The following is a 1732-nucleotide window of genomic DNA, read 5'->3' on the forward strand; positions in this document are numbered from 1 at the left end:
ATGATTCGGATTCTCGGAGGCAGCCGGGATCGGTGGCAGAGTGCCGCCGTCGACGTGGGACGTGGTGGTCATTGGAAAAAGGTATTCCAGCCTTCTCGGGTGAGTCAAACGAAATAGTTCGTTCGGTTACCATCATCACTATGGCTCCCACTGACGTGACCGCGACGAAACAGCGAATCCTCGACGCTGCGCAAGAAGAATTCGGTACCTACGGGCTTGCCGGTGCGCGCATCGATCGGATCGCGAAGAACGGAAACGCCAGTAAGGAGCGCCTCTACGCCTATTTCGGTGACAAGGTCGCGTTGTTCCACGCGGTGCTCGACGTCGACTTCGAGCAGGCGATGGAATCCGTCGAGTTCACCGGTGAAGACATGCCCGCGCATGCCGTCGAACTGTTCGACGCAATGCTCGGCAAACCGCAGATTCAACGGATGATGATCTGGGGTCAATTGCAAGGTGAGGCGCCACGGATGAAGAAGCTGGCCGAGGAACATTCCAGCTGGGTTCCGCGAATGGCCACGATTCGCAAGGCTCAAGAAGACGGCCTCATCTCCAAGCACTGGGACCCCCAGGACCTGATCACGATGCTGTTCGGCCTCGTGTTCGGCTGGGTGGTTGCCCCCGGCGTAGCCGACAACCAGAACGTCGACGCCGACGAGATCGCGCGCCGCCGTGAAGTGGTGCGCGAGGCCGTCACTCGAATCTGCAAGCCGTGACTGTCAGCGAGAGAGGTACGCGGCCCAACCGCCGTAGTCGGTGATGTCAGCTGCGCCGTTTACGGCGTCATGTGTGCAGCTGAAACCGACTGTCGTTCTGCCGTCGGATAACTCGACGCTCGTGAGCGCCATCGGTGCAGGCAAGGCGGCGAGGCGAGGTCGCAGAAGGCCTCGAATCGGGTCGTCGCGGCCGTCCTGTCGTATCGGGAGGTGGGATCGTCGATGTCGGTGGCCTCGGCCAGCGCGGTCAGATACCGCTGGGCCGTGCACAGGTCGTCGTTGGCCTCGATTACGGTGGCGTCGCGCAAGTCGTGCCGGCAGAACGGACGCACCTTCCGATCGGCGCTCTCGCGCGGACACCGTTGGGGGCAGTGCCATGGCGGGCCGTGGCTGCCGAGCCAGGTGGTGTCGGAGAATGGCACCTGCCCGCAACCGGGACACCGGGTCTGCAACCGCAGTCGGTGCCGCAGGCAGATCGGAAGCAACGGGTGCGCCCATTGCCTCTGCCAGATGCAGTCCGGCTCGGCGAGACACCGTGGACAAAACCGGGACCCGCTGAAGTGGTGCCGGATCCCGCGGCGGTGCGCGAGGTAGCGGCCGAGCGAGGCCTCGGCCGGCCAACCACACAATGCCGGCGACAAGGCCCGCGGCGCGAGGCCGAGGCACCAGGTGATCTCCCGCGAGCACTCGGCGACCTGGTCCAGTACACGGTCGACGGTGGCGGGCCGGGAAGTGAAGCCGAACTCCCGCAACAACTGCGCCGGAGACAGCTGGTACCGGGAGGCGAAATGCAGCAGCCATCCGGGGATGGCCTCGCCGGGGCGGATCGGGACGGTGATCGGCCAGCGGTCGATGTCGTAACCGCCGGGAATCGGCCTCAGTCGCGCCGCCGGGGGCGCGGTGGAAGGTGTGGGGTCAGGCCGTGCGGGCGGCGGATTCGCCGGCATTGTCGATGGTGGTCGCGGCGATCAACTCCGGGGTGATCGTCTCGGTGCCGGAGGCGATCGCCAGGTAGC

At 65.2% G+C, this 1732-nt stretch carries 2 protein-coding genes and 1 pseudogene; 1 reads left to right on the plus strand and 2 read right to left on the minus strand.

All coding sequences use genetic code 11. From position 1 onward, the window contains the following. Positions 1-140 precede the first annotated feature (140 nt). Positions 141-716, plus strand: a complete 576-nt coding sequence (locus ABT116_RS44350; protein WP_003941498.1) for a TetR family transcriptional regulator — start codon at positions 141-143, stop codon at positions 714-716. Positions 717-719: 3 nt separating this feature from the next. On the opposite strand, the gene ABT116_RS51155 is transcribed toward ABT116_RS44350, so the two are convergent. Together ABT116_RS51155 and ABT116_RS51160 are read right to left on the minus strand one after the other, a co-directional pair. Continuing rightward, positions 720-1214 (minus strand): allophanate hydrolase-related protein, encoded by a 495-nt coding sequence (locus ABT116_RS51155; protein ID WP_502984060.1) that lies wholly within the window; start codon positions 1212-1214, stop codon positions 720-722. After that, positions 1178-1663, minus strand: a pseudogene (locus ABT116_RS51160) (TniQ family protein); the annotation flags it as partial. The gene ABT116_RS51155 and the pseudogene ABT116_RS51160, both read right to left, overlap by 37 nt. Positions 1664-1732 lie beyond the last annotated feature (69 nt).

This window comes from Streptomyces sp. NPDC002130, from assembly GCF_040296465.1.
Lineage (GTDB): Bacteria > Actinomycetota > Actinomycetes > Streptomycetales > Streptomycetaceae > Streptomyces.